This window comes from Novosphingobium sp. TCA1, from assembly GCF_009811895.1.
GTDB classification, from domain to species: domain Bacteria; phylum Pseudomonadota; class Alphaproteobacteria; order Sphingomonadales; family Sphingomonadaceae; genus Novosphingobium; species Novosphingobium panipatense_A.
Map to the genome: position 1 here is coordinate 117,011 of NZ_BLJH01000009.1, position 20,959 is coordinate 137,969.

A 20,959-nucleotide genomic window follows, 5' to 3' on the forward strand; every position below is an offset into this window, starting at 1 on the left:
ACCTGTCGTCGCAAGGGGCGCTTTTCATTGAACTTCGGCAAGGCCAAGTGTTTCAGCCCTGCATCTCTTCCAGCTCGCGGCCCTTAGTCTCGTTGACCATGGCGCGGACGAAGAAGAACGACACCGCCGCGAAGAACGCATAGCCGGTGTAGGTCACGGCAAGGCCGGGGCTGACGGCCAGCGCCGGGAAGCTCACCGAGACCGCCGCATTGGCGATCCACTGGGCGAAGCCCGCAACCGCCAGGCCGGAGCCGCGGATCTGGTTGGGGAACATCTCGCCCAGCATGACCCACATGATCGGGCCCCAGCTCATGTTGAAGAAGATCACGTAGAGATTGGCCGCGACCAGCGCGATCACGCCGTTGTTGCCGGGCAGGGAAACCGCGCCGTCCGCGCCGGTAACGGCGGTGGAGAAGGCATAGGCCACGGTCGCCAGCGTCACCGCCATGCCCGCCGAGCCGATCAGCAGCAGCGGCTTGCGCCCGATGCGGTCCACCAGCGCGATCGTCGCAAGGCAGGCGCCGATCGAGAGCACGCCCGAGAGGATATTGGTCTGCAGCGCGTAGTCTTCCGAGAAGCCGACCGCCTCCCACAGGGTGGCGCCGTAATAGAACACCACGTTGATGCCGACGAGCTGCTGGAACACGGCGAGGCCGATGCCCGCCCAGACGATCGGACGCACGCGGCCGCTGGCCTTGTCAATCAGGTCGGAAAGCTTGGGCTTGTGATGGTCGGCGGCCAGGCTGGCGCGGATCTCTGCCACCTTGCGGTCTGCCTCGGCGGTGCCGAACAGCTTGGTCAGCACGGCATGGGCACGCTGTTCCTGGCCCTTCACGACCAGATAGCGCGGGCTTTCCGGGATGATCAGCAGCGCGAAGAAGTAGATCGCGGCGGGGATCGACTGGAGCCAGAACATCCAGCGCCAGGCCGGAAGGTCGAGCCACAGGGCCTCGGTGGAGCCGCCCGCAAAGCGCGCCAGCACGAAGTTGGCGACGAAGGCGCCGGTCAGGCCAGTGATGATCATGACCTGCTGCACGCTCGAAAGACGGCCGCGAATGGCGGCAGGCGTCACTTCCGAGATATAGACCGGCGAAATCACGCTGGCCGCGCCGACGCCGAGACCCCCGACGATGCGCGCGATGATGAACACCGCCGACGAACCGGCGGCGCCCGCCACCAGGGCGCTGACGAAGAACAGCACGGCGGAAAGCATCATCACGCCGCGCCGGCCGATCACGTCGGCCATGCGGCCTGCGGCGAAGGCACCGATCGACGAGCCCACCAGGATCGCGCCGACATTGAAGCCGATACCCAGCTTGCCAAGGTCGAAGGCGGCCTCAAGCCCCTTCTGGGTGCCGTTGATGACGCCGGAATCGTAGCCGAACATGAAGCCGCCGATCGTGGCGACGGCCACGATGGCGACGATGAACGCCATGTTGATCCGGGTATCCGACCCGGATATCGGGCCGCTCTGCGCCGCAGTCATTCCTCTTTTCCCCTTAATCGAATGCGCCGATATTGTTCTTGGCGCCCGTATGGTGTGCGGGCTTAACTGTTGGCCGGGTATACCGGCAAGCCGGAAACGCCCGGATCGAAAGCAAAAACGTTGCCCGCCAGCGGCTGCTGTTCGAGTTCGGCGGCGGAAAGGCCCTTGCGCGCCGTCGTGGCATAGGCGGTGGCAAGATCCGGGCCGCCGAAAGCGATCTTGGTGATATTGGCGACGGGGAACCGGACGGTCGCCATCAGCCTGCCCGAAGGATCGTAGCGGCGCACGCCCCAGCCGCCGAACAGGCCGGTCCAGAGGCAACCCTCGGCATCGATCACGCAGCCGTCGGGCCAGCCCGCGCCGTCCTCGATGGTGACGAACGCTTCGGGCTTGCCCAGCGTGCCGTCCTCATCGACGGAAACGCGCCAGATCGTCTTGCCCAGCGTATCGGTGTGCCAGAGCGTCCGCCCGTCGGCGCTGATCGCGGGGCCGTTGGTAATGACCACCTCGGGCAGGCCCGCGTGGACGCAGAGACCCTTGTCCATCCGATAGAGCGCGCCGGAAGCCTCGGTTTCCGCGTCATGCATCGATCCCAGCCAGATGCGTCCCGAAGGATCGGTGGCGGCATCGTTCAGCCGGTTGTCGGCGCGCGTCGGCTCGGGATCGTGGAGCAGCGCGAAAGTGCCGGTTTCCGGGCTGAAGCGATGGAGCCCGGTCTTGATGCCGACGATCATGTCGCCGCGCGCGCTCGGCAGTGCCCAGCCGATCTGGTCCGGGGCATGCCACATGTCGAGCATGCCGCTGGCCGGATCGTGCCGGTAGAGCCGGTGCTCCTTGATATCGACGAACCAGAGCCGGTCGCCGGTCCAGACCGGCCCCTCGCCCAGCGTGGCGCCGATGGAAAGAACGGATTCCGGCGTCACGTCAGCGCCACCCGGCATCGACGAAGTAGTCGTGTCCGGTACACATGGCGCCGTCGTCCGATGCCAGGAACAGGCAGAGCGCGGCCACGTCGGCAGGCTGGATCCGCGCCTTGAGGCACTGCGCGGCCAGGATCTCGGCCTCGCCCTCGGGCGTGTACCACTGCTTCTGTCGCGGGGTATCGACATTGCCGGGCACGATCGTGTTGACGCGGATATTGTCCGCCCCCAGATCGCGCGCCATGGCGCGGGTCATGCCCTCGATGGCGGCCTTGGCGGTCTGGTAGAGCACCAGGTCCGGCAGGCCGAGGTGCCAGCTGATCGACCCGAAGTTCAGGATCACGCCGTGCCCTTGCGCCTTCATGCCGGGGATCACCGCCTGGGCGACGAAGAACTGGTGCCGCAGGTTGGTGGCCATGCGGTCGTCCCAATAGGCGGGCGTCACGTCGTCGATCGTGTGGCGATCGTCGTTGGCGGCATTGTTGAGCAGCACGTCCACGCCGCCCAGCAGGCCCGAAAGCTCGGCCATGGTCGCGGCAGTGGCGTCCAGATCGCGAAGGTCGCAGGCGCGGAAATGCGTGCCGGGCAGCGCGGCGGAAAGCGCCTCGCCGGCGGCGGCATTGATGTCCACGAAGGCCACCTGCGCACCCTGCGCGGCGAAAGCCTCGACAAGGCCCGCACCGATGCCGGTGCCGCCGCCCGTGATGAGCACGCGCTTGCCCTTGAGGCTGGGATAGTTGGCGGAATGTCTGGTCATGGTTTCTATCTTCATCAGGCCGTGAGCAGGCCGCGCGAGAGCAGATTGGCGTAGAGCGCCGAGATGCCGGTGCGCCAGGGCGCCGCATCGCGCGAGGTGACGACGCGGTTCTGCAGCTGGCCGAGCTTGTCGCTCTCGATGGTGACGACGTCGCCCACCTTGTGCGTGAAGCCGCGGCCCGCTTCGTCACGGTCCTGCACGGGCGCGAAAAGCGTGCCCAGGAACAGCACGAAGCCGTCTGGATAGTGGTGCTCGCTCAGCGTCTGGCGCACGAGATCCAGCGGATCGCGGCTGATCTCGGCCATGTTGCTGGTGCCGCGCAGCACGAACTGGTCTTCGCCAGTGATCGACAGGCGCACTTCGGCGACGCGCACGTCGTCGATGGTGAAGCTCTCGTCGAACAGGCGCACGAGCGGGCCGAGCGAGCAGGAGGCGTTGTTGTCCTTGGCCTTGCCCAGCAGCAGCGCCGAACGGCCTTCGAAATCGCGCAAGTTCACGTCGTTGCCAAGCGTGGCGCCCACGGCCTCGCCATTGCTGCCGACCAGCAGGGCGATCTCGGGTTCGGGATTGTTCCAGCTGGAATCCGAGCGCACGCCGATTTCGGCGCCGACGCCCACCGTGGAGAGCACGGGAGACTTGGTGAAGACTTCGGCGTCAGGACCGATGGCGACTTCGAGGTACTGCGACCAGAGGCCGTCCTCGATCAGCGCGGCCTTGAGGGCGGCGGCGCCTTCCGATCCGGGCACGACCGAGCGGATCTGGCCGCCGATGCGCGCTTCCAGACGCTCGCGAATGGCGGCGGCGGCGCTCCAGTCGCCGCGCGCGCGCTCCTCGATCACGCGCTCGATGGCGGAGGTGGCGAACGTGACGCCGCAGGCCTTCACGCACTGGAGATCGACCGGGCTGAGCAGTTCTACTGCCGCAGGATCGAAGGCGCCCAGGCGCTTGCCGCCGTTGCCGGAGAAATCGCCCGCCTCGACGAGCGCCGAAACGGTCGGCGCGACAGCGGACATGTCGATCAATTCACCGCGCACGACGAGGATCGGGCTCGGCCCTTCGCCGAAATCGGCACGGCCCAGGAAAGTGCCGGAAGTCCAGTCGGCAGGCATCAACGACATGCAGTCTCGGGATTCGACACGATTCCCCCTCCCATGTTTCATTTACTGATAGCGCTACCATCTGGCAGACTGGCGCGGGTTGTCAAGGCCGATTGCACAGTCCGGCAACAGTTCGGGAAGAGGAGGCGCTAACGGGAGAACGGCTGGAGGAAGCGGAGCGGGGCTTTCGCGCGTTTCAGCCCTGCTTTCCGGCCAGAGGGCGTGCGATCTGCAGCGAGAACGTCCTGCCTTCGCATTCGCGCGTGACCCTCCAGCCCCCGGCACTTTCGACGAGGCTGTAACTGCCCCTGGCGAAGAGCGCCGGGTCTGCCCGGCGTGCTTCCAGCAAGTCCCGGGTCAGCGCCTCCTTGCGGGCGGAAAGGTCGTCGCGGCCCTCGCTCCAGTCGATGGGACGCCGGTTGTCGGGGTCGGTCAGGGCGGGCGTGAAGCGCTGCGTGCCCTGATAGATGTCGGGAATGCCGGGCGCGGTCAGCTGGAACGCCGCTTGCGCCAGGACCGTGCGCGCCCGGGCCGCCTGATAGCGCGCCTGGATGTCCCCGGGCCAGAACCCCGGATCGTCCAGCGCGGCGTGGAGCGCGCAGCAAAGCGCCGCGCCGCGCGCTTCGGCCTGCTCGTCCGGGTCTTCATGCGTGGAAATGTCCTTCGCCTCGCGCATGGCCTTGGCGATATGGGCGGCGATGCGATCCTGCGCTTCCGCCTCCCCCCATAGTGCAAGCGCGGTCTGCAGCGCGTAGAGGCCCCAGCGCTCCGGCAGACCGGCCGCAGCGGCGCGGCGGCGCGCCTCTTCGCAAAAGCGGCGCGCCGGTTCCGGGAAATGACTGAGGGCGATCAGGGCAGCGCGCGCGTCCGCCGAACGCTTGGTATCGTGCGTGGAAAGGGCATTCAGCGCAAAGGGCGTGGACTTGGCACGGCGTTGCATGAGCGCTTCGAAAGCCCCGGTTTCGATCGCGTCCAGTTCCGGTTCGGCGCCGACTTCGCAGAACGGCAGATAGGCCACGCTGCGGAAAAACACGGTATCTTCCTCGGACTTGGCCGTAAGCGCGCCCGTCAACTGCTCGAAACGGGCGGCGAAGATCCGGGCGGGTTCGTCGTCCGCGGCGGCATGGAGCAGGTCCAGCAGCGCGCCCGCCTGCCCGCTCACGCCGCGCAGCGCGTCCAGCGCAGGATCGAGCGGGCAACCGTCGGCGGTATAGGCGCGATAGACCGGCCAGACGCAGGCGAGATCGCGGATCCCCTCCCCAAGCGGTCCGCGCCGATCCGGCGGCACAGCCAGTGCCTCTCCCGCAGCGCCTGTCACGCGCCGCAGTTCGGGCGCCAGCGTCCCAGCCAGCAATTGCGCGCGAACCGCGCGCACTTCGGCCGGGACATCGTCCGGCACCGCACCCAGCGCTGCCTCCCGCATCGCGGCGAGGCCGGGGGCGTGGGTGAGCAGGCCCGTCACCGGGGTCATGAATTCGTAGCCGCTCATGCCCTCTATCGGCCAGGACGCCGGGATCGCCTCGCCCTGCTTGACGATCTTCTCGATCCAGACCGGCACCTCTCCCACCGCTTCGCGCAGGCGCCGCAGATAGGCGCCGGGCCGCGCCAGCCCGTCGATATGGTCCACGCGCAGGCCCTGGATGCGGCCCGCCCGGACATGTTCCACGATCCAGCGGTGGGTGAGATCGAAGACCGCCGGGTCCTCCTGCCGGACGCCGATCAGGCCGGTGATGTTGAAGAACCGGCGATGGACGATGGCATCCGCAGTCCCGCGCCAGTCCCCCACCGACCACCACTGCTGCGCAAGCAGTTCGGACAGCGTAGGCGCATCCAGCCCGCCCGCTTCCGCGACCTCCCGCGCCAGCGGCGTATCGCGCAGCGGATAGGGCTGGCCGTAGATCGTCAGCACCGGCGACTGCGCCGTGCCCCCCGCGCCGATCTGCCCGGCTGCCAGCAGGTCCTCGGCCGTGCCGTCCAGCACCGGGAAATGGAGCGGCCCCTTGTCCCAGTCGATATCGAACACCCCGGCGAACCGGCTGGCGCGTCCATGGCGCATGATATCCGCGACGAAGGGGTTCTCCGGCGTGAAGGCCATGTGATTGGGCACGATATCGAGCACCAGCCCGATCCCCGCGTTCCGCGCCGCATCGGCGAGCGCGACAAACGCCGCCTCCCCGCCCAGCACGGGGTCTATCGCGCGCGGATCGATCACGTCGTAGCCGTGCGTGGAACCGGAAGCGGCGGCAAAAGGCGGCGAGAGATAGAGGTGGCTGATGCCCAGTGCGACGAGACGGGGCAGCAGCGCCCGCGCCGCGTCCAGTCCCACGCCGCCGCGCAGTTGCAGGCGGTAGGTCGCGACGAGCCCGGGATCGCTCATGCCCGGCGATCCGCAAGAAGCGCGGCGGAAAAGGCGAAGGGGCTGGTCTCTTCAGCTATGACAAACAGCGGATCGTCATGCGCCGCAAATTTCCCGTCACCGAGACAGGCCCGCAGCGACAGCCGTGTACGTCCGAAATCCCAAGTCGCCTCGATCGCCGGCCCTTCCCGCGTGACAACGGCCTTCGGCACCGCGTCCGTCGCCAGCAGCGGCGCGATTTCGGCGCGGCGCAAGTGCAGAAGCTGCCTCACGAAGTCCTCATGATCGCGCTGGTCGCGGCGCTGCGGCTTGCCGATCTTGCTGGCCGCAAAACTCTTGGGCGAGATCGGATCGGGCACCTCCCCGCCGAACGCCGCGAACTTCGCGAACTCCTCGGCCCGCCCCTTGCGCACGGCTTCGGCGAGATCGCCGGTAAAGTCCGCGAAGAACAGGAAAGGCGCGTCGGTGAGGAACTCGTCGCCCATGAAGATCATCGGCACGAAAGGCGAAAGCAGGGTCAGGGCGGTAACGACGCGCAGCGCCGTGCGGTCGGACACCAACTGGTGCAGGCGCTCGCCCCGGGCACGGTTGCCGACCTGATCGTGATTGCCCAGGAAGTTCACGAAAGTGCTGCGCGGCAGGGCGGCGGAAGGCTCTCCGCGCGGCTTGCTCTCGCCGCTGCGCCGCTGGCCCTGTTCGACATAGCCGTCGCGCAGGGCGATCTCGATGTCAGCCAGGGGATCGACGGCGAAGCTGGCATAATAGGCCTCGTCCTCGCCGGTCAGCAGGCAATGGACGGCGTGGTGCCAATCGTCGTTCCAGGTTGCATCGAAGGCCCCGTGCTGCCCGGAGTTTAGCCCGAAGTAGCGCACCGGATTGCGCTCGTCCTCGGTTACCAGATGGATCGGCCGGCCCCAGTCCGCAGCGCGCACACGCTCGCCCAGTTCATCCAGGAAATGGACCGGCGAATGATCCTCGATGGCGTGGACCGCATCGAGCCGCAGCCCGTCCAGCCGGTATTCGCCCAGCCAGCAGAGCGCGTTCTCGATGAAATAGTCGCGCACCGGCCGCGCCTCGTAGGCGATGCCCTGCCCCCAGGGAGAGCGGCGCTCGGGATGGAAGAAGGAGGGACACCACGCGGAGAGGTAGTTCCCCGAAGGCCCGAGGTGGTTGTAGACGACGTCGAGCAGCACCCCGATGCCCAGCCCATGGGCGCTGTCCACGAAGCGGCGGAAATCGTCGGGCGATCCATAGGCACGGTGCGGCGCGTAAGGCAGCACGCCGTCATAGCCCCAGCCGCGCCGCCCGTCGAACTGGGCAACCGGCATGAGTTCCACCATGGTCACGCTCAGGTCCCGCAGCCGGGGCAGTTCCCGCGCGGCGGCGGCGAAAGTGCCCTCTTCGGTAAAGGTGCCGAGGTGCAGTTCATAGACCACCGCATCGGTCCAGGGCAGGCCGCTCCAGTCGCTTTGCCATGCGAAGTCCGCCGGATCGACCAGCAGCGAGGGACCATGGACGTCCCCCTGCTGCGCACGCGCGGCGGGGTCGGGATAGGCCTTGCCGTCCACGAGGAAACGGTAGGCCGCGCCCGGCTGGGCGGGCGCTTCTATGCTCCACCAGCCGTCGGCCTCGCTTTCAAGCGGGATCGCGGTGCCGCCAAGCTCCACCGATACCGCACCGACATCGGGCGCCCAGAGGCTGAAGCACCAGCGCCCGTCGTGCAGCGGCTCGGCTCCCCATGACTTGTGCCACCATTTCCCGCCAGCCATGACAGATCACTCCGGCGCGAAGACGCAGACGCTGGCGGCGGGGATCACGGCGGCGCCGTTCTCCACCGCCTCCACGGCAAAAGCATCTTCGCCCGAAGTGTCGGGCTGCGCCGTATCGAGCACGCGGTGCCACCCGGTTACGCCGTTGTGGGAGGGCAGGGTGAAAGTCACCTCGTCGCCCGCGTTGAGCACGATGAACAGCGGCCTTTCGCCTTCCACGAAGGCCTCCTGCCCGGAATATGTCAGGAAGAAGCCCAGCACGCGCAGTTCGGCCTGTCCCCAGAGTTCCTCGTCCATCTCGCGCCCGTCGGGCTGGTGCCAGGCGATTTCCACGCGGCCGTCCGGCCCGCGTTCGCCGCTGAGGAAATTGTCCTGCGAGAGCACCGGATGGTCGCGCCGGAAGCCGATCATGCGCGCGCAGAATTCCAGCAACGCGTCGTCCCGGCCCGCCCAGTCCACCCAGGCGGTCTCGTTGTCCTGGCAATAGACGTTGTTGTTGCCGTTCTGGCCGTTGCCGATCTCGTCCCCGGCCAGGATCATCGGGATGCCCTGGCTGAGCAGCAATGTCGCCACCATGGCGCGGCGACGACGGGCGCGGGCCAGGTTGATCCCCTCGTCCTCGCTACTGCCTTCCGCGCCCATGTTGTCGGAGACGTTGTTGTCGTGCCCGTCGCCGCCGCCTTCACCGTTGGCCTCGTTATGGCGATCGTTGAAGGACACCGTATCGAGCAGGGTGAACCCGTCGTGCGCGGCCAGGAAATTGACCGAGGAGGTGGCGCCGCGATCGGAATGATTGAATTGTTCGGGCGAGCCGATCAGGTGGTTGGCAAGATCGCCCACCAGCGCCGCATCGCCGCGCCAGAAACCGCGCGCGGTGTCGCGGAACTTGTCGTTCCATTCCCGGAAGGGATAGGGAAATCCGCCAACCTGATAGCCGCCGCTGCCCACGTCCCACGGCTCGGCGATCAGTTTCACGCCTGCCAGGATCGGGTCCTGCCGGATGGCGTCGAAGAAGCCGCCCTCACGGTCGAACCCCATCGCCTCGCGGCCGAGGGTTGAGGCAAGGTCGAAGCGGAAGCCGTCCACATGCATGGCCTGCACCCAGTAGCGCAGCGAATCCAGCACCATGCGGATGACCATCGGATTGGCGACGCTCAGCGTATTGCCGGTGCCGGTCTGGTCGAAGCTGTAGCGCGGGTTCTCTGGCGAAAGGACGTAGTAGGCCGCATTGTCCAGCCCGCGAAAGCTCAAGGTCGGGCCGCGCTCGGAGCCTTCGGCGGTGTGGTTGTAGACCACGTCCATGATCACTTCGATCCCGGCCCGGTGGAAGCGCTTCACCATGTCCTTGAACTGGCGGATGGCCGGCGCCTTTCCGCGTATGGGGCCGAGATAGCGTGGTTCGGGCGCGAAATAGCCCAGCGTCTGGTAGCCCCAGTAGTTGGACAGGCCCTTGTCCAGCAGCATGCGGTCGTCGAGGAAAAACTGGCAGGGCAGCAGTTCCACGGCCGAGACGCCCAGCTTCAGCAGGTGATCCAGGATCGGTTCGCTGACCATGCCCGCGTAAGTGCCCCGCAGCTCGTCCGGTACGTCGGGATGGAGCATGGTGAAGCCGCGCACATGGGCCTCGTAGATCAGGGTCTCGCTCCAGGGGCGGCGGATCGAGTTGTCGCCCTCCCAGTCGAACGCCGGGTCCTGCACCACGCCCTTGACCATGAAAGGCGCGGAATCGCGGCCGTCGAACGTCAGGTCGTCGCCGCTGGCAAGGTCGTAGCCCCAGAGCGCGTCATGCCATTGCAGGGTCCCGGCGATCTCGCGCGCATAGGGATCGAGCAGGAGCTTGTTGGCGTTGAAGCGGTGCCCCCGTTCCGGCTCGTAGGGCCCCTGCGCGCGGTAGCCGTAGAGCTGGCCGGGCTTCACGTCCGGCACATAGCCCGAAAAGATCGAGCCCTCCCGGCTGGGCATTTCCAGCCGGGCCAGCTCTTCCTTGCCGTCGGGCGAGAAGAGGCACAGCTCCATGGCCTCGGCATTCTCGGAAAAGATCGCGAAATGGGTGCCGTCGCCGGTGAAATCGGCGCCGAGTTCGTGCTGCTGCCGCTCCGGCTTGGCGAAAGCGAAAGTCATGAAGCCCCTTTCAGAGGAAGGAGACGGGAACGGCGGCCTCGGCCATGCGGGGGCGGGAATCGCGCTCCGGTCGGCCACCTGATGTGCCGGGATCGAAATGCCCCGGATCGAGCGAGCGCCTGCGCCGCGAGGCCAGCCGCTGGAGCGCCCTTGCGGAGATCACGCGAATGCCGCCTTCCGAGATCGTACACCACTTGCCATGCTCGGACAGTTCGGCTTCCAGCTCGAAACCGTCGGGAATCTCGGTATCGGCCAGCACGATCGCGTCGGATATGGTCACCGCCCGCCCGACCCGCGCGCCGGGCAGCAGCACGACGTTGCGAAGATGCGATCCGAAGCCGATCGCGCGCCGGTCGCCCAATCCGTGATGGATGGGATATTCGATCGGCCAGACCGGATCGAGCGGCAGCGATCCGTCCAGCAGGCGGCGCTGCACGGCATGATAGGCGTCCAGCGTGCCGAGGTCCTGCCACAGCGGCTCGCGCCCCTGCCGTCCCGGCAGGGCATAAGCATAGGCGGTGCCGCAGGAAACCAGCGCGGGGATGATGTGCTTGCCGAAATCGAGATCGGCCACGGTGCCCTCGATCTCCTTCAGCAGATCGCGCAGGAGCGACCATTCGAACACATAGATGCCCATGGAGGCCAGGGCCTGATCCGGCCGGTCCGGCGCGGCAGGGGCGACGAAAGGCTTCTCGATGAAAGCGGTAATGCGGTGCGCCGCATCGACTTCCAGCACGCCCAGCCCGGTAGCCTGCCCGCGCGGGACATGGACGACGCCCACGGTCACTTCCGCCCCGGTCGCGACATGGCGCTCCACGAAAGGACGATAGTCCATCTGGTAGAGATGGTCCCCCGCCAGGATCACGACATGGCGCGGCGCGGCGATGTCGATCTCGTCGATCACGCAGGAAATCGCGGCGGCCGTGCCCTCGTAAGGGCCGTAGTCGGCCCCGTCGAGGATCGAGATCGCAGCCTCGGCGGTCTCGGCCTGCCAGTTGTCCAGAAGATGGCGCTGAAGTGTATCGGGCTGGTACTGGGTCAGCACCATGGTCTCGCCAAGGCCCGAATTGACGACATTGGCCAGCGTGAAATCGATCAGCCGCGCGTGAGGCCCGATCGGCAGCGCCGGTTTCGCCTCGCCGTCGGTCAGGTCGTGAAGGCGGCTTCCCCGCCCTCCCGCCAGGATGATCGACAGGACATTCCCGGTAAGGCCTTCGGAACTCGTGCCCGCCATCGGCGCCTCTTCATTGCATGGGTTATGCGCTGCCTAATCCGCGAAAGTGGGGCCGGTTCCGGCGCCGGAAGCACAATTCGTCGCATTCATGGCTAGCCCCGCCACCCTTCGAAACGCGCCTTGGGAACATGGGTCACCCGGCAAGCCAGATCCGCCTCGCCCGAAGCCACGATGTAGCGGTCTCCGGCATCCGCGATTCCGGTCGTGAAAACAACGTCGTGGAGGTACATCTGCGCCTCCAGCGGCGCGGTGAGGGCCGGGCTCGCCTCGATCAGCGGGGCATGATCGGTGTGGAGCACGCGGGAGGGATCGTTGCGGTCGAGGATCGACCAGTAGGTGCGATAGATGCCCACGATTTCCTTCGGCTCCACCCCGTGCCAGAGCGTCAGCCAGCCCAGATCCGTCAGGATCGGCGGGGCGCCGCCGCCCATGCGCGCCGTGGCGAGCGTGGCCGCATGAGGCCGGATGCCGGGCTTGCGGAACGGCTTCCAGAACCGTCCGTCGGGGGAATGGGCTAGGTTGATGGAGGGTCCCGATCGCCATTCGCTGCCCGGCGGATAGGCGAAATAGAGATCGCCCAGCGGACGGGTCTGCGCCCAGTACTGCCCCGCGATCAGCCCCTCGAAGATCAGCATGTCCTTGTTCTGGTGATCGAGCACGATATCCTCGAAGCGCCAGTCCAGTCCGTTTTCCGAACTGTAGAGTGTGGTGGAATGGCGCTCCGGGCTGACCGAGCAGGTGGTCATCAGCCATGCGTCGCCCACCTTGCTGATCCGCGCATCTTCCACGCCGTAGCATTGCAGGCTGCTCTGCGGCGCGATCGCGCGGTCGTAATGGACGGCCACGACCTTAAGCCCCGCCGCGTCGAGTTCCACCGGCAGCAGCCAGGACAGCGAGGTCAGCGCCATGATCCGCCAGCCGCCGCCGCGCAGCATGAACTTGCGGGGATCGGCGGTATCGACATGCTCCAGCGGCCAGGCATCGAGGACGTAATGGCCCGCGCTTCCTTCCTCGCCTTCCCAGCGGATGGCGTGGACATGGCCGTCATGCACCGGATCGCGCAGCGCCTCGGCCACGCGGACCATCATCAGCAGATTGCCGCTTTCCAGCCGCGTCAGCCCCGGATTGAACGCCCCCAACACGTAAGTCTCGGCATCGAGGTGCCCTGCCAGCGGAGAACGGGAAAGGTCCACGTCGTCGGGGACGAAGACAAGACGATCTTCGGGAAACGGATCGGGCATTCGCCAGTGCTCCTTGGGGGGACGCAATTCCGCCGCCGTAACGCATGACATCCCGTGCGAGTGCCCGGAACCTGGCAAAAATCGAGGGCGACACGCATGCACGCACCGCGCGGGAAGCCCGGTTCGCGGGTACGCCGGTTGACGCCGCCAAGCGCCTTTCCCTAGGAAAGCCGGGAACAAATCGACCGGCCTGGCCATTGATCCGGCTTGCGGCGGCGCCTTTCCGCCAAGGAAAGGCTCCCTCCGCAGGTCGCATTGGCGGATTCCGGCGGCGGATCATTCCGACCGGCAGGACCGCACCCCCACGGCGGGGCGCGCCGCCGGCAAGCAGAGCAGACGAAGAGTACCTATGGCTGCAAGCACCCCTACCCCCGCCGTTACGGCGACAACCGCTCCCACCCGCGCCCCCGCACCCGACGTTCAGGCCCAGATCCACGATCTGACGAGCGCCACGGTGAACTGGTTCCAGGCCTACTGGTTGCAGATCATCATCGCCGGGGCCATCGCTGCGGGCATCGTTTCCGCCCTCTACGCGCTGCGGGGGCTCGGCACGCGGCTCTGCCGCCCCGGCAACCCGCGGGGCGCCTGGCTCACGGTGGTGGGCCGGGTCGTCGCCAAGACGACGAACTACTTCATCATCATGACCGCCATCAAGGTGGTCGACAACTATGCCCAGACCCCGCTCGCGCTCGACCGGCTGATCACGTTCCTGTTCACCATCGCCGCCGTGCTGCAATGCGCGATCTGGGCGCGCGAGTTCATTCTCGGCACGATCGAGCACAAGACCGCCAGCGAGCATTTCCAGGGCGAGACGATCATCAACGCCATGGGCCTGATCCGGCTGCTGGTCAGCGTGGCGGTCTTCGCGGTCGCCGCCATCGTGCTGCTGGACAACCTCGGCGTGAACGTGACGGGCCTCGTCGCCGGTCTCGGCGTCGGCGGCATCGCCATCGGTCTTGCCGCGCAGGGCATCTTCGCGGACCTCTTCGCGGCGCTGGCGATCATCTTCGACCGCCCCTTCAGCAAGGGCGACCAGATCAGCTTCGGCACCAGCACCGGCACGATCGAGGCGATCGGCCTCAAGTCCACGCGCATCCGCGCCTATACCGGCGAGCAGCGGATCATCTCCAACAAGGCCCTGCTGGACATGGAGATCCTCAACGTCACCAAGCGCGACCATATCCGCCTGCCCTTCACCATCGGCGTCGCTTACGAGACGCCGCCGGAAACGCTGGCCCGCATTCCCGATATCCTGAAGGAACTGGTCGAGGAGGCTGGCGGCAAGGCCGCGCGGGCCGGGTTCGAGACCTTCGGCCCCAGTTCGCTGGACTTCGCGCTGCTGGTGGACGTCCCCGGCGCCGACTGGAGCGTGGCCCATCCGCTGCGCGACCGCCTGCTCGTGGGGATCATGAAGCGCTTCGCGGCGGAGGGCATCTCGATCCCCTATCCCACGCAGACCACTTATACGGCGGCCCCGAACGGCGAGCTTATCATGCCCTATGCGGACGGGCACGACCGCACGGAACACGCGGGCCAACCCCGCATCCACCGGGCCTGACCCGCACCGCAGGATACCCGGACACGAAAAAGCCCCGGCCGCCTCAGGCGACCGGGGCTTTTCGCTGCCCTAGAGCGGCTTTCGACCCGATTGCATCGGATCGGCCGCTCTAGGTTATTGGTTTGTCGCATTTTCCGAGTCATCAGGTGATTCCACCTGATTAGAAAATGCACTAGAGAAGGATCAGGAAACCGGGGCGTCCTGAAGATCCATCGCCAGCGAGAGTTCGCGGACTTTCGCCACTTCCTCGGGATCGCCCAGCACCACGCCGATGCGCTGGTGCAGGCCGACCGGCTCGGCATCGAGAATGCGCTCGCGCCCGTCGGTGGCCGCGCCGCCCGCCTGCTCGATCAGGAGCGCCATCGGGTTGGCCTCGTAAAGCAGTCGCAGGCGGGCCTTGCCGGGCTTGCTGTGATCCGAAGGATAGAGGAACACGCCGCCGCGCTTGAGGATGCGGTGGACGTCCGCCACCATGGAGCCGGTCCAGCGCATGTTGTACTGCCCGGCGAGCGGGCCGTCGATGCAGCCCACGCGCTCGTCGACATAGCGCGAGATGCCCGGCGACCACTGGCCCCGGCGCGCCATGTTGATCGCGACTTCGGGATTGCCCGTGGCGACCTTGAGCGGGCCGTCGGTCATCCGCCAGGCGCCCACTTCGCGGTCCAGCGTGAATTCGTAGACGCCGGTGCCGATGGTCAGCACCAGCAGGGTCTGCGGCCCGTAGATCGCATAACCGGCAGCCACCTGCTCGCGGCCGTACTGGAGGAAGTCCTCCTCGGTCACTTCGCGGCCCGAAGCGCCTTCCGGCGCCTTGAACACCGAGAAGATCGTGCCGACCGAAAGATCGACGTCGATATTGCTGGAACCGTCGATGGGATCGTAGAGCAGCAGGTATTCGCCCTTGGGATAGCGGCCCGGAATGCGATGGATGGTCTCCATCTCTTCCGAGGCGAGCGCGGCAAGGTGGCCGCCCCATTCGTTGGCGTCGACCAGCAGGTCGTTGGCGATCACGTCCAGCTTCTTCTGGACTTCACCCTGGACGTTCTCTGACCCCAGGCTGCCCAGCACGTCGCCCAGCGCACCCTTGGAAATTGCCTGGGCAATCACCTTGCAGGCGCGGGCCACGGTCTCGATCAAGAGGCGCAGTTCGGCGGGACAGGCGGAATTTGGCTCCCGTTGCTGTTCTATCAGAAAGCGGGTGAGCGTGGTCGGCTTCATGGTCGTTTACCTGGCCTCGGCAATTATAGGGAAAATCACGTACAAGGAAGCACGGGCGAAGGCGGCCCGAAAGCCTGCATGCGCGCGCGCCGACTATCGAAAGCCATCGCCCGCCGCTCGCCTACCCTCGGTCCACGTCTGCCTTAGACCAAGCGATGCTCTGCCACCATCGCCAAACGCTGGAATGAAGGATTAGAAAGACGACTATTTCCGCTCCCATATCCGCAGGGGCGATACCGGGCGAAGAACACTGTTCTCTTTCCCGGTACGGGCGAACTGTGGTATCCTGCATGCAACCGCCAAAGAGCGGAAATAACAGGAGAGCGATATGGAACGTCTCGAATCCGTATTTTGCGTCTGCGAATTCAAGGCATTGTGCGCTGCGGTGTGTTGCTCCGGCAGTTTCGCACTCGTTACGATACTTCTGCTGACCTGATTCAGACCTGCGGGTCGGAATTTTTACTGTAAACGTTTGCCTCAAGCGTGCTCGGCGCGCCCATTTCGACCAGTCGATCGTTCAGGACCTGCAGAATAGTCAGGAATTTCTCCTGGTCTTCGCTATCGAGGACCCCGAAGAACTGCGCGGTGAACGCTTCCCGGTGAGGCGCCACGTCCCGGATGACCGCGCGCCCTTCCTCCGTCAGATTGATCCGCTTCGCGCGCCGGTCGCTGGGATCGGGATTGCGCACGACAAGGCCGCCCCGCTCCGCCGCATCGACGGCCTCCGTCACCGTACGGGGCGCCTGACCGAGCGCCTCGGCAATGTCGGTCGATCGCATTTCCCCGCAACGTTCTATCAGCAATAGCAGTTTCAGCTGCGCCAGCGACGCCCCCTGCGCCCGCATCCGGTCGTTGAAGAGCCGGTGCATGCGCAAGTGCAGATCGCGCATCTGCTCCATGAGTTCGTGCTGGACGCTCATGACAAGAAATATTGTGGGACCATATGAAATGGCATTGCCATAGGCTCCCTTCCAGTGCAAGTGCGAGCGACATCACTGCTGCGATGCAGCAACAAGGCACGAGTAACGATTGATGGCAAACGACGGTATCGAGTCGCACGAGGCCCCCGAAAACAACGGCGTAGAACAACCTGCCGCCACCAAGCGGCCCGGCGTTCGCCGTGCCCTGCTGGCAGGTGTTATCGTGGCGGCGATCGGCGGCGGGGCCTGGCTGCTCCACTACGAGACGCGCGGGAAGTACCTCGAAGATACCAACGACGCCTATATCCAGGCCGATGCCGTCACGATCTCGCCCAAGATTTCCGGCTATGTCGAACAAGTGCTGGTGGGCGACAACCAGGACGTCAAGGCCGGACAGGCGCTCGTGCGGATCGACCCGCGCGACTATGACGCGCAGGCCCAGCAGTACCAGGCCCAGATCGACGTCGCCAAGGCCAATGCCGACAATGTGCGCGCCGGTATCGGCGAACAGGAAGCCGGTATCGCCCAGGCCCGCGCCCAGCTTGCCTCGGCCGAGGAAGACGCCCGCTATGCCGAGCGCGAGGCCGCCCGCTACGCCCCGCTCGCCGCCAGCGGCGCCGAAACCAAGACGCAGCTGGCCAACTTGCGCAACCAGGCCGCCAAGGCCCGCGCCGCCGCCGATGCCCAGCGCGCCGCCCTGCTTTCGGCCGAGCGCCGGATCGGATCGCTCAAGGCCCAGATCCGCCAGGCCGAAGCCCAGGGCGAAGCTGCCAAGGCGCAGCTCGCCGCCGCCCATGTCAATGTCGGCTCCACCGTGCTCAAGGCGAGCGTGGACGGCCGCATCGGCGATCGCACCGTGCGCGCGGGCCAGTTCGTCCAGGCCGGTACTCGCCTGATGTCGGTGGTGCCGCTGTCCAAGCTCTACGTCACCGCCAACTTCAAGGAAACGCAGATCGGCCTGATGCGCCCCGGCCAGCCCGCGACCATCCAGGTCGATGCGCTGGACGGCACCAAGATCCGCGGCCATGTCGAATCCATCTCGCCGGGCACGGGCGCGCAGTTCTCGCTGCTGCCCCCGCAGAACGCCACCGGCAACTTCACCAAGATCGTCCAGCGCGTGCCGGTGCGCATCGCCATCGATGCAGGTCCCGAAGCGCGCCGCGTGCTCGTTCCCGGCCTTTCGGTGATCGTCACGGTCGATACGATCGCGGCCAAGGGTTCGCAGGGCGCCATCGCCAAGCAGGAGGAAGCACGCCGGGACGGCAATCGGTGAGCACGTCCGCCCCGGTTCAGGCGCCTGAACAGCGCGCCGATGCCGCGGCCTGGCTGGCCGTGGCGGCAGGCACGCTGGGCGCGCTGATGGCGACGCTCGACGTCTCCATCGTCAACAGTTCGCTCCCCACCATCCAGGGCGAGATCGGCGCCAGCGGCACCGAAGGCACCTGGATCGCCACGGCCTATCTCGTCGCCGAGATCGTCATCATCCCGCTGTCCGGCTGGCTGGAACGCCTGCTGGGCCTGAGGACGCTGCTGCTGGTCGCCTCGGCGCTGTTCACCGCCTTCTCGATCATGTGCGGCCTTTCCACCACGCTGACGATGATGATCATCGGCCGCGTCGGACAAGGCTTCACCGGCGGCGCGCTGATCCCCACCGCCATGACCATCGTGGCGACCCGGTTGCCGCGCGCGCAGCAGCCCATCGGCAATGCCCTGTTCGGCGCCACCGCCCTGCTCGGCCCCGTGGTCGGCCCGGTGCTGGGCGGCTGGCTGACCGAGAACGTCAGCTGGCACTACGCCTTCTTTCTCAACCTGCCGGTCGGCATCGCGCTGGCCACCCTGCTGCTGGTGGCGATCCCGCATCAGAAGTCCAACCTCTCGCTGATCCGCGAGGCGGACTGGCTGGGCATCATCGGCCTTGCCCTCGGCCTCGGGGGCCTGACCGTCGTGCTGGAGGAAGGCGAGCGCGAACAGTGGTTCTCGTCCGAACTGATCGTCATGCTGACCGGGGTCACCATCCTCGGGCTGGTGCTGATCGCCCTGGGGCAAGTGCTGGCGCGCAAGCCGGTGATCAAGCTCAGGCTCCTGCTGGACCGGCAGTTCGGCAGCGTCGTCGCCATGGTCACGGTTGTGGGCATGGTGATCTACGGCACGTCCTACGTGATCCCGCAGTTCCTGTCGCAGATCGCCGGGTACAACTCGCTGCAATCGGGGCAGGTGGTCATGCTCTCGGGCATTCCGGTCATGCTGATGATGCCGATCACCCCCTGGCTGATCCGCAACGTCGATATCCGCCTCTCGGTAGGCTTCGGTCTTTCGGTCCTGGCCCTCAGCGCTTTTCTGGAGACCGGCCTCACACCCCTGTCGGACGGCGCGGACTTCGTCGAATCCCAACTCCTGCGCGGCATGGGCACGGTGTTCTGCATGATGTTCCTGAACCAGGCGGCGATCCGCTCGGTGCCCAAGGAAGAGGCGGGCGACGCCTCCGGCCTCTACAACGCCGCGCGCAACCTCGGCGGCTCCTTCGCGCTGGCCGGGATCGCCGTGATCCAGGACCAGCGCCTCTGGCTCCATGCCCGGCGACTGGAGGAAAGCCTCAATGCCAACTCCGTCGCCGTGCAGGACTATGTGGCCGCGCAAGGCCCCGGCGTCCTGCGCTCGCTGGAATCGACCATCCAGATTCAGTCGCTGACGATGACTTACGCCGACATGTTCTGGATGATGTCGGTGGGCATCATCTTCGTCATTCCGCTCGTCCTGTTCCTTCGCCCGCTGCCCAAGAACGCGCCGCTGGCGACCGGACATTGAGGTACACCATGCGTTCCATTCTCCTCCTGCCTCTCCTGACCGGCATCCTGGCGGGCTGCACCGTCGGCCCCGACTATGCCGGTCCGCCCAAGGCGGTGTCCGACGCCGCGCCCCCCGCCGGTTTCGTGCGCGGCGACGCCCAGGCCGTCACCGCCGCGCCGCCTGTCGCGGACTGGTGGAAGCCGCTCGGCGATCCGCTGCTGGACGACCTGATCGCCCGCGCGCTGGCCGGCAATACCGACGTCAAGGCCGGGGAAGCCCGCCTGCGGCAGGCCCAGGCCGCACTCGGTGAACAGCGCGCCAACCTTGGCCCCAAGGCCAGCGCGTCCGCCCTCTACGCCCATGCCCATGTTCCCGGCGTCGCCTTCGGCCAGAGTGATTCCGGCAGCGATTCCGGCTCCGACAGCGGCGGCAGCGGCGACGGCACCGATCTCAATCTCTATAATCTGGGCTTCAACGCCAGCTGGGAAATCGATCTGTTCGGCGGCCAGCGCCGCGCCGTGGAGGCCGCCCGCGCCGGGATCGAAGGCGCCGAGGCCAGCCTGGCTGACGTGCAGGTGAGCATCGCCGCCAATGTCGCCAAGTCCTATCTCGACTTGCGCGACCGGCAGCAGCGCATCGCCCTCGGCCAGCAGTCGATCGCCTGGCAGGAAGAAGCGCTCGGCCTGACCCGCCAGCGGCTGGAACGCGGCACCGCCACGGCCATGGAAGTGGCGCAGGCGGAAGGCCAGCTCGCCTCGGCCCGCGCCCAGATCGCACCGCTCGCGGCCGAACGCGACGCCTTCATGAACGCGCTGGCCACGCTCACCGCGCAGGCGCCGGGGGCTCTGGACGCAGCGCTGGCTCCGGCGGGCGAGATTCCCCTGCCGCCCGCGGCGGTCCCCGTCGGCGATCCGGCCCGCCTCATCGCCAACCGCCCCGATATCCGCGCCGCCGAACGCGAGCTTGCTGCCGATACCGCCAAGATCGGCCAGGCCGAAGCCGCCCGTTTCCCGCGCCTCTCCTTCATGGGGCTGATCGGCATCGGCGGCACGAAGATCAGCGATCTCGGCAAGCTGGACGATTTCACTGCCCTCGCCGCGCCCCAGCTGAGCTGGAGCTTCCTCGACTTCGGCCGCAACAAGGCCAAGGTCGGGCAGGCGGAAGCCGTGCGCGACGAAGCGGAGGCCCGCTATCGCGGCACCGTGCTGACGGCCCTGCGCGATGCCGAGGATTCGCTGGCCCGCTACCGCGAGGGACGCGTCACCGTAGCCGCGCTCGCCCGCACGCGCGACAAGGCCGCGCTGGCCGAAAGCCTGACCGAGCAGCGCTTCCAGGCCGGCACCGCCACCCGCATCGCCCTGCTCGACGCCCGGGGGCAGCGCAACAGCGCCGAACAGAACCTCGTCTCGGCCCGCGCCGCGCTTACGGCGGACTATGTCGCGATCCAGAAGGCGCTGGGACTCGCCTGGAAATGAAAAAGGCTCCCCGACCGATA

At 66.9% G+C, this 20,959-nt stretch carries 15 protein-coding genes; 4 read left to right on the forward strand and 11 right to left on the reverse strand.

Going from position 1 to position 20,959, the window contains the following annotated elements; all coding sequences use genetic code 11:
• Nucleotides 1-52 precede the first annotated feature (52 nt).
• The 9 genes from NTCA1_RS12825 to NTCA1_RS12865 all read right to left on the reverse strand — a co-directional run bounded on the left by NTCA1_RS12825 (nt 53) and on the right by NTCA1_RS12865 (nt 12,981).
• On the reverse strand, nt 53-1,486 hold the full coding sequence (locus NTCA1_RS12825) for a sugar porter family MFS transporter (protein WP_159830821.1): 1,434 nt from the start codon (nt 1,484-1,486) through the stop codon (nt 53-55).
• Nucleotides 1,487-1,548: 62 nt separating this feature from the next.
• Nucleotides 1,549-2,427, reverse strand: coding sequence for an SMP-30/gluconolactonase/LRE family protein (locus NTCA1_RS12830; RefSeq protein WP_159830822.1), 879 nt, complete (start codon nt 2,425-2,427; stop codon nt 1,549-1,551).
• On the reverse strand, nt 2,411-3,163 hold the full coding sequence (locus tag NTCA1_RS12835; protein ID WP_159830823.1) for an SDR family NAD(P)-dependent oxidoreductase: 753 nt from the start codon (nt 3,161-3,163) through the stop codon (nt 2,411-2,413). Before NTCA1_RS12835 ends, NTCA1_RS12830 begins: the two co-directional genes overlap by 17 nt.
• A gap of 14 nt (nt 3,164-3,177) precedes the next feature.
• Nucleotides 3,178-4,281, reverse strand: a complete 1,104-nt coding sequence (locus NTCA1_RS12840; RefSeq protein WP_159830824.1) for a fumarylacetoacetate hydrolase family protein — start codon at nt 4,279-4,281, stop codon at nt 3,178-3,180.
• Nucleotides 4,282-4,456: 175 nt separating this feature from the next.
• Nucleotides 4,457-6,637, reverse strand: coding sequence for a malto-oligosyltrehalose synthase (gene treY / locus NTCA1_RS12845; protein WP_159830825.1), 2,181 nt, complete (start codon nt 6,635-6,637; stop codon nt 4,457-4,459).
• Nucleotides 6,634-8,385, reverse strand: coding sequence for a malto-oligosyltrehalose trehalohydrolase (gene treZ, locus NTCA1_RS12850; RefSeq protein ID WP_159830826.1), 1,752 nt, complete (start codon nt 8,383-8,385; stop codon nt 6,634-6,636). Before treZ ends, treY begins: the two co-directional genes overlap by 4 nt.
• A 6-nt stretch (nt 8,386-8,391) precedes the next feature.
• Nucleotides 8,392-10,506 carry a glycogen debranching protein GlgX gene (gene glgX / locus NTCA1_RS12855; protein WP_159830827.1) on the reverse strand — a complete coding sequence of 705 codons (2,115 nt, stop codon included), beginning with the start codon at nt 10,504-10,506 and terminating at the stop codon, nt 8,392-8,394.
• A gap of 10 nt (nt 10,507-10,516) precedes the next feature.
• On the reverse strand, nt 10,517-11,740 hold the full coding sequence (locus NTCA1_RS12860) for a sugar phosphate nucleotidyltransferase (protein ID WP_159830828.1): 1,224 nt from the start codon (nt 11,738-11,740) through the stop codon (nt 10,517-10,519).
• Nucleotides 11,741-11,832: 92 nt separating this feature from the next.
• Nucleotides 11,833-12,981 carry a glycosidase gene (locus tag NTCA1_RS12865; protein WP_159830829.1) on the reverse strand — a complete coding sequence of 383 codons (1,149 nt, stop codon included), beginning with the start codon at nt 12,979-12,981 and terminating at the stop codon, nt 11,833-11,835.
• Between the two features lie 349 nt (nt 12,982-13,330).
• Here NTCA1_RS12865 and NTCA1_RS12870 point away from each other — a divergent pair, with 349 nt between their 5' ends.
• Nucleotides 13,331-14,539 (forward strand): mechanosensitive ion channel family protein, encoded by a 1,209-nt coding sequence (locus NTCA1_RS12870; protein WP_086493085.1) that lies wholly within the window; start codon nt 13,331-13,333, stop codon nt 14,537-14,539.
• A gap of 183 nt (nt 14,540-14,722) precedes the next feature.
• On the opposite strand, the gene NTCA1_RS12875 is transcribed toward NTCA1_RS12870, so the two are convergent.
• Nucleotides 14,723-15,757: a class 1 fructose-bisphosphatase gene (locus NTCA1_RS12875; RefSeq protein ID WP_086493086.1), complete on the reverse strand. Its 1,035-nt coding sequence runs from the start codon at nt 15,755-15,757 to the stop codon at nt 14,723-14,725.
• 437 nt (nt 15,758-16,194) lie between these two features.
• Entirely contained in the window at nt 16,195-16,647 is a 453-nt protein-coding gene (locus NTCA1_RS12880) for a MarR family winged helix-turn-helix transcriptional regulator (RefSeq protein WP_236549291.1), read from the reverse strand.
• Nucleotides 16,648-16,789: 142 nt separating this feature from the next.
• Between NTCA1_RS12880 and NTCA1_RS12885 the strand changes: the two genes are divergently transcribed.
• Genes NTCA1_RS12885 through NTCA1_RS12895 form a run of 3 tightly spaced genes read left to right on the forward strand, consistent with a single transcriptional unit; the run spans nt 16,790 to nt 20,939 of the window.
• Nucleotides 16,790-17,950, forward strand: a complete 1,161-nt coding sequence (locus tag NTCA1_RS12885) for an HlyD family secretion protein (RefSeq protein ID WP_086493088.1) — start codon at nt 16,790-16,792, stop codon at nt 17,948-17,950.
• On the forward strand, nt 17,947-19,482 hold the full coding sequence (locus NTCA1_RS12890; RefSeq protein WP_159830831.1) for an MDR family MFS transporter: 1,536 nt from the start codon (nt 17,947-17,949) through the stop codon (nt 19,480-19,482). Before NTCA1_RS12885 ends, NTCA1_RS12890 begins: the two co-directional genes overlap by 4 nt.
• Nucleotides 19,483-19,490: 8 nt before the next feature.
• The gene (locus NTCA1_RS12895; RefSeq protein ID WP_159830832.1) at nt 19,491-20,939 is read left to right on the forward strand and encodes an efflux transporter outer membrane subunit; all 1,449 of its coding nucleotides are present in this window, start codon (nt 19,491-19,493) and stop codon (nt 20,937-20,939) included.
• Nucleotides 20,940-20,959 lie beyond the last annotated feature (20 nt).